The following is a 6,982-nucleotide window of genomic DNA, read 5'->3' as shown; positions in this document are numbered from 1 at the left end:
AGCGGAAATCAACGGGCAAACTTTTAAAGCCAAAAACAACAAACTATGCGAAAAGAGCCTTTTGGTAAAACAGATAGAATATTCCAATTTATCTATAGGATGTATTTCAAATTACGAAAGAAAAAAACGACTCACAGCCAGAGCTTGTGAGTCATTTTTCTATTATTCATAAAGATCCCATGCAAGTTTCAGAGATTCAACGATATAATCGGCGGCATCATTCGCTGTTTGTTCATCTACATTCAATGTCGAATGATTTAATGAGTAAGCGCCCTGCCTCTTATAAAACAACTCTTCGATTTCATTTATATCTCTTCCTTGCAAAACAGGTCGACTGTCGATTAGAATATTGAGCCGCTCTTTCCATTGTTCCCACGACATATCAAGATAAAAGACAATGCAGTTTGTTAAACAAATATCGCGTACTTCAGGCTGCATAAACGCTCCGCCACCGACTGAAATGATCTTAAGCTTTTGGTTGCAATATGATTTGATCGTATCCTTTTCAAGCTCACGAAATTTAGCTTCCCCATGCTTTTCAAAAATTTCACTAATGGACATATTAAACATTGCTTCAATCTCCTGATCAATGTCGATAAATGTCCGGTATAATTTTTTTGCCACAAGCGCTCCGATCGTTGTTTTTCCGACACCCATAAAGCCAATAAACACAATGCTTTTTTCTTTTATAGACATTCTATTGTTCCTCATTCCATACACCTTTCTTTTTGCGTTTGATCGCTTATCATTGCAATCAGTATACTACACAGACGCGCACACATAAATATTTTTCGAAATTATCGCAGATTAACTGGCAGCAAGCCTCCACCTAATGGAGAGGAATTTCAGAAGCCTAGTGAGTCAAACTGCCCGTAAAGGCCCGATTGTTCAACTAATGATCAGTGTGGAAGAACATCCCACTGATGAAAGTTTCACTTTATAAAAACGAATGAATAGAATAAGCAATCATGATTCCGAAGATCATATAAAAAATAGAAAACTTAATATTCCAATAAGTAATCTTGAACGGGTTCAGCTTAATTAAATCAGCCAAGATCGAAAGCGATAAATTAAAAGGACTGTACATGACAGTTGCAAGGCTGCAGGTGATCAAAACAATCGTCAGTGAAGGCGATGAAACCTCAGGCAGTACTGGAGCCATTAATTCGGCAAGAAGGGTGATCGACACTAAGGGATGAAAACCAATTAATGATGTCACTAAAAAATAGCAGCCAATCATGAGATAGAACAACAGGGTTTGATCTGAAATTTGCCGAAAAGCATCTTGAAGAAATGATAGTTTTCCAGATAAAGATAGCAATTTAACAAACAGACCAGCACATAAAAACATGAAAAAATAGTTGGAAAGCCCTCGGGTTCGTTCCTTCCAATGAGGGATCGTGTAAGTGAGATACATCTTTGGCTTTTTAATAATAAAAGCCCAAAGAAAGGAAACCGGAATAATTAGTAAAACGATGGATACCAGGAAGCCCTTTTGAAAGAAATGCTGGATTAATGACGCTAATGTGACAATAACGAGTAACATAAACATCATTTCAAGCAGCTTCTTCCTGATTTTTGCCCCGGCCACTTGTTCCGCTTTCGGGAACGATAAGCTCGAATGTCGATACGTGAACTTGGAGATAGCCCAATCAAAGCCAGCAATTATTATGACGATGAGAACGATCGGCAGAATGATTTGATAATAATTCGTCCCTGTTATATCAAGTGCCGTGCTGACCATAACTTCCATCGGACTCCAAGTCAAGCAAAGGGCGTAGGCGCGCAACAAACTTTGACTAAGAAACTTATTAGCTGTATTTGGCGGCAGTTGATTCAGTGTCGGATTGAGCGAATTTCTAAGTAACGGAATCGTTGCAATATTTAAGAATACGCCCAATAAATGTGAGACGAGAAAACTCCTTTTATATAAATGGGAAACTTGAACGACGTTTTTACGAAGCAATGAATTCAGATTCGTATCATAATGGCCAACGCGGACGATTGAATTCAAAAAAGGAAGAAAAAGAAAGAGCGAGAGCATACCGAGCATCGAATCAAAATGGTCGAGAATGGAGTACCAAGGCTTACTGCTAAATAAAAACAAAAAAATAGCACCCGCTAAAAAACAAATACCTGATATAAAGTAAAGGCCCCTAGCGCGCACTGAAGACATGATCAAAGCGAGAACAGCCATTGCGCCAATCACATAATTTAGGCCAGGAATATATGCGAAAACGGAAAGTAAATAAAGAAAAATTAACGTCGTGTAAATAAAGATAATCATTAAATAATCTCCTTTTTTGTAGATTAACACGCAGAAAAAATGCCACTGATAGAAGATCCCTCATTATGTAGATCGATCTAATTATTTGAGAGCATCATAACAAACTTCATAAAAATCGTCTATCTTTTCCTTCTATTAAAATATTAAAATAATTCCTAAAACTTATTGCATTTTCCGAAAATGTCGGTTATGATAATGTAAACGCTTTACTAGATCGATCTAACAATCTAATATTAGGAGCAGGTGATCAATTTGACAGAAACATTAACATTAAAAAAAGCCTTGCCATTTGTAAATGGGGAGTGGCTCTCTGGAGATCGGCAAACGGTCCCAGTGAAAAGCCCATTCACAGGCGAAGTGATTGGTGAACAAGTATTAGCATCCATGGCAGATGCAGAGGAGGCGCTGAATTCAGCTTTTAAAGCAAAGAAAGAAATCGCGGCAATTCCTGCCTATGAACGAGCAAAAATCTTAAAAAAAGCTGCCCTACTTCTTGAAGAAAGGAAAGAAACATTCGCTAAACTTATTTCTTCTGAATTAGGGAAACCATTGAAAAATACGCTTGATGAAGTTGCCCGTTCGATTGAAACGCTGGAGCTATCAGGTGAAGAAGCAAAAAGACTTGTTGGGGAGAGTATTCCGGGCAATGCTTCTGAACGAGGGATGAATTCTGTTGCAGTGACCTTTCGTGTACCGGTTGGGGTTATCGCTGCGATTACACCTTTTAATGCACCACTAAATCTTGTATGCCATAAAGTGGGTCCAGCGTTTGCAGCGGGAAATAGCATCATCTTAAAACCAGCACCGCAAACATCGTTGATAGCCACAGAAGTGCTCAACCTTTTACTCGACGCAGGACTTCCGAAAAACGCTGTTAATATGCTTCTAGGCGGTGTGGAAATCGGTCAGAAAATTGTTAAGGACGACCGGGTAAATGTGATTTCATTTACTGGTGGAACAGTTGCCAGCCGGAACATTTGCGAACTGGCAGGTATGAAAAAAGTGTTGCTTGAGCTTGGTGGAAATGCCGCAACGATTGTACATGAAGATGCTGACTTAAATAGAGCTGCCTCACTTTGTGCTCGAACAGGATTCAGCAATTCAGGACAAAGCTGTATATCCGTACAAAGAATTTACGTTCACCATTCTGTCGTGCCTCAATTTACAGAATTGTTAAATAATGAAGTTGCTAAGTTGAAAGTTGGAGACCCGTTGTACCCGGAAACGGATATCGGGAGTCTTGTTGACGAGAATGCAGCTACTCGAATCATTAATTGGATCGATCTAGCTGTCGAAGCTGGCGCAACATTAGTGGCCGGTGGCAACAAAAAAGGTGCGACGGTCGAGCCTACAATATTGCTAAACCCGCCTAAGACAAGCAATGTTGTTTGTCAGGAGGTTTTTGGACCAATTGTCAGCATTCTTCCTTACGAAACAATTGAAGATGCAATCACGGAAGCAAATGATTCAGAATTTGGCTTACAGGCGGGTATTTTTACTAATCAGCTGGATCTCGCCTATAAAGTTGCTCACACACTGGAAGTAGGCGGGGTGGTCATTAACGGAACTTCAAATTACCGTTTAGACCACTGGCCATATGGCGGGGTCAAAAACAGCGGAATCGGCCGTGAAGGTCCGCGGTTTGCGATCGAAGACATGACCGAAACGAAAATGATTGTTTTACAATTCCCTGAAGTAACGCAATAAATAACCTTTTAAGTATTTTTCATTCAATAAGACAGACTGTGTTGTTTTTAACATTACTTATCATATCGATAAGAAGTTTTTAGTCACCAAAGGAAATTTATGCAGTTCAGATATCCTCTCGAAATTGGGAAATCGGGTCCCATAGGGGGTTTATGAGTCCAGAGCCCCCCCCCGAAAAAGAAAAAACCGGCCTCAACGGGGTTTATGAGTCCAGAAACCCCCTGAAAAAGAAAAAACCGGCCTCAACGGTGGTTTATGAGTCCAAAAAACCCCACGAAAAAGAAAAAACAAGCTCATATGGGGTTCGTTGTGGAAAAGCAAATGAAAACAAATGCCGATATCAGGCGATGATAAGAATCAAGGAGGAGACAACCGAATGGAAGAATTAATTTCCCGTCAACTAGTTAAATACTTAGAAAACAGAGGAATTGAACATATTTTTGGCCTTTGCGGACATACAAATATTGCAGTGCTTACAGAGCTTGAAAAAAGTTCAATTAAATTTATTAATGTTCGTCATGAACAAATCGCGGCCCATGCCGCAGACGGGTATGCCCGGGCGAAAAAGCAAACATCTGTTGTTCTTAGTCATCTTGGACCAGGCCTAACAAATGCGGCTACCGGTGTCGCAAATGCAGCGTTGGATTCGATTCCGATGGTCGTGATTGCGGGCGATGTACCTACGCATTATTATGGCAAGCATCCACATCAGGAAATTAATTTACATGCAGATGCGGCTCAATATGATGTTTACAAACCTTTTGTAAAGCGGGCATGGCGTGTAGACCGCCCAGATTTATTCCCTGAAATTATTGAGAAAGCTTTTCAAATGGCTGAAAGCGGAAATCCGGGCCCAGTTCTTGTATCAGTGCCGATGGATATTTTTTCAATGAAAGTAGATACGGAGCTTTTTGATAAATTACAGCATCATACGAAATCTATTCAAAAGCCATCGATTGATGACCGAACAGCTGAGCAAATCATTCAAACGCTGCTTGATGCAGAAAAACCGCTTATTTATGCCGGTGGAGGAATTCTGCTAGCAGATGCAGCCGAGGAATTGAAGGAATTGGTAGATCATCTAAATATCCCAGTTGCTCATTCCTTGATGGGGAAAGGTGCGGTTCCAGACGATAATCCACTTGTTCTTGGGATGACAGGTTTCTGGGGAACAAAATTCATTAATGATAAGTGCAAGGAGGCCGATTATATTCTTGCCCTTGGCACAAGATTTGCCGAAGCGGACAGCAGCTCATGGGAAACAGAATATACATTTAACTTCCCGCCAACGAAATTAATCCAAATTGATATTGATCCAAACGAAATCGGGCGTAATTATCCGGTTGAAATCGGCGCTGTAGCTGACTTGAAACAAGCGCTGGCAGTTTTAAACCGGGTGGCGAAGAAAATGGCGCCTAACGGGTACAAGCGGGATCAGCTAATTCAAGAAATAGCTGCCAATAAAAAAGAATTCAAAAACAGCAATATCGGTTTTATCGAGGACAATTGTTTCCCGATGCAACCGCAGCGTATTCTACATGAAGTTAGAGAGGTTTTGCCAAGAGATGCTTTCATTACAACAGATGTGGGTTGGAACAAAAACGGGGTCGGCCAGCAATTTGACATTTATGAACCCGGAACGATTTTAACGCCTGGAGGCTACGCCACAATGGGCTTTGGTGCTCCTGCGGCCCTCGGGGTAAAAATTGCTCATCCTGAAAGAGTAGTCGTTTCACTCGTTGGTGATGGCGGATTTGGACAAAACCCTGCGGTGCTTGCGACAGCAGCAGAAGAAAACATTCCAGTCATTTGGGTGATTATGAATAACTTTGCCTTTGGAACGATAGCTGGGCTTCAAAAGGCCCACTTCGGCACTACGCTTGGCACTGTTTTTGAAATAGACGGAGAGCCATATTCTCCAGATTACGCGGCAATTGCAAAAGCTTATGGCGTAGAAGGAATCAAAATTGAAAAGGCGGAAGAGTTCAAACCAGCTCTTCAACAAGCGATTGCCAGCAACAAACCAGTTGTCATTGATGTGGCCATGCTCAATAATCCTGTTCCAACTGCTGGCCACTGGAACATCATGGATATCTACTCACCAGATAAAAAAGTACATCACGTATCTCTTTAGAAAAGGGCTAGATTTTACAACCAAAAGCATTCGGTGCACATCGCACCGAATGCTTTTGTGAATTAGCGGCACATCGATTTTAAAAATATTTTTTCTACGTGATTTGAAATTGTAAAAGAATATCCACAGATTCCATATGAACAGCAATGGTAAGATGGAGATACTAATCATAAGGAGCGATGTATATGGAGGAGATATTAAAGCAAATACTCGAAGGCATGCATGACATTAAAAATCAAGTCGCAAAAATAGATCAAAATATACAAACATTGGAGCATAGGCTGGCCCGATTAGAGAAAATGGACAGCATTGAACATCGAGTGGAGGTCAATCAAATTGACTTAACGGACATCAAAGAAATTGTCGAAAAAATGGATACTTTTCAAAGAGGAGAATTAATGGACTTCTTTCAAGTTTTGAAAGGGACCTCCATCAAAAAGCTGTTCCACGAAGAATTACATCAAATCAACCAACGTTTGGATGCGCAATTAACGAAGATTGCCAAGAACGAAGAAGCTATTTTAATGATTGAGGGGAAAAATCATAAAGTTAGCTAAAGTATTTTCTGAATAAATAAAAAACCTGCTCTGAAGAAGCCTTAGTGAATGAGGTTTCTTTTTTTCTTTATATGACTATGAAATTTTTCAATAATTCGTTAAAAGTTATTGCAAGTGATGAAGCTTCAGAGGGCTTTAGTAATAGAAATTGAATATAAAGAGTAACGGCTCAGTTAAGCGTAACTGAGCTTTTTTATCTGAAAAGACAAAAAGCACCGCATTTGCGGTGCAATTAGTTATACTTTTTATCATACATTTCTAAATGCATTTTAGAGTTTTGCGATAGGAAACGGAACC

The 6,982-nt window shown here is 40.1% G+C and carries 6 protein-coding genes; 4 read left to right on the top strand and 2 right to left on the bottom strand.

Annotated features, from left to right (window positions below; translation table 11 throughout):
• Positions 1–162 precede the first annotated feature (162 nt).
• A complete protein-coding gene (locus tag BGM26_RS06825; protein ID WP_217038976.1) occupies positions 163–711 on the bottom strand; it encodes a shikimate kinase in 549 nt (182 codons plus the stop codon).
• 226 nt (positions 712–937) lie between these two features.
• Positions 938–2,287: a hypothetical protein gene (locus BGM26_RS06820; protein WP_217038975.1), complete on the bottom strand. Its 1,350-nt coding sequence runs from the start codon at positions 2,285–2,287 to the stop codon at positions 938–940.
• 282 nt (positions 2,288–2,569) lie between these two features.
• Here BGM26_RS06820 and BGM26_RS06815 point away from each other — a divergent pair, with 282 nt between their 5' ends.
• The 4 genes from BGM26_RS06815 to BGM26_RS06800 all read left to right on the top strand — a co-directional run bounded on the left by BGM26_RS06815 (position 2,570) and on the right by BGM26_RS06800 (position 6,685).
• A complete protein-coding gene (locus BGM26_RS06815) occupies positions 2,570–3,994 on the top strand; it encodes an aldehyde dehydrogenase family protein (protein WP_483297796.1) in 1,425 nt (474 codons plus the stop codon).
• 152 nt (positions 3,995–4,146) lie between these two features.
• Positions 4,147–4,383, top strand: coding sequence for a hypothetical protein (locus BGM26_RS06810; RefSeq protein WP_217038972.1), 237 nt, complete (start codon positions 4,147–4,149; stop codon positions 4,381–4,383).
• Positions 4,371–6,128, top strand: a complete 1,758-nt coding sequence (locus tag BGM26_RS06805) for a thiamine pyrophosphate-binding protein (RefSeq protein WP_217038971.1) — start codon at positions 4,371–4,373, stop codon at positions 6,126–6,128. Before BGM26_RS06810 ends, BGM26_RS06805 begins: the two co-directional genes overlap by 13 nt.
• A gap of 185 nt (positions 6,129–6,313) precedes the next feature.
• Entirely contained in the window at positions 6,314–6,685 is a 372-nt protein-coding gene (locus BGM26_RS06800; protein ID WP_217038970.1) for a hypothetical protein, read from the top strand.
• Positions 6,686–6,982 lie beyond the last annotated feature (297 nt).

This window comes from Bacillus sp. FJAT-29790 (assembly GCF_019039215.1).
In the GTDB taxonomy this organism is placed as follows: domain Bacteria; phylum Bacillota; class Bacilli; order Bacillales; family Cytobacillaceae; genus Cytobacillus.
Note: the sequence above shows the minus strand (reverse complement) of the source record. Positions and strands in the feature narration are given on the sequence as shown.

Bases quoted from the DNA above. Each gene is read 5' to 3' on its own strand.
- BGM26_RS06825 (WP_217038976.1), bottom strand. From the start codon at position 711: ATGAGGAACAATAGAATGTCTATAAAAGAAAAAAGCATTGTGTTTATT.
- BGM26_RS06820 (WP_217038975.1), bottom strand. From the start codon at position 2,287: ATGATTATCTTTATTTACACGACGTTAATTTTTCTTTATTTACTTTCC.
- BGM26_RS06810 (WP_217038972.1), top strand. From the start codon at position 4,147: ATGAGTCCAGAGCCCCCCCCCGAAAAAGAAAAAACCGGCCTCAACGGG.
- BGM26_RS06805 (WP_217038971.1), top strand. From the start codon at position 4,371: ATGGAAGAATTAATTTCCCGTCAACTAGTTAAATACTTAGAAAACAGA.
- BGM26_RS06800 (WP_217038970.1), top strand. From the start codon at position 6,314: ATGGAGGAGATATTAAAGCAAATACTCGAAGGCATGCATGACATTAAA.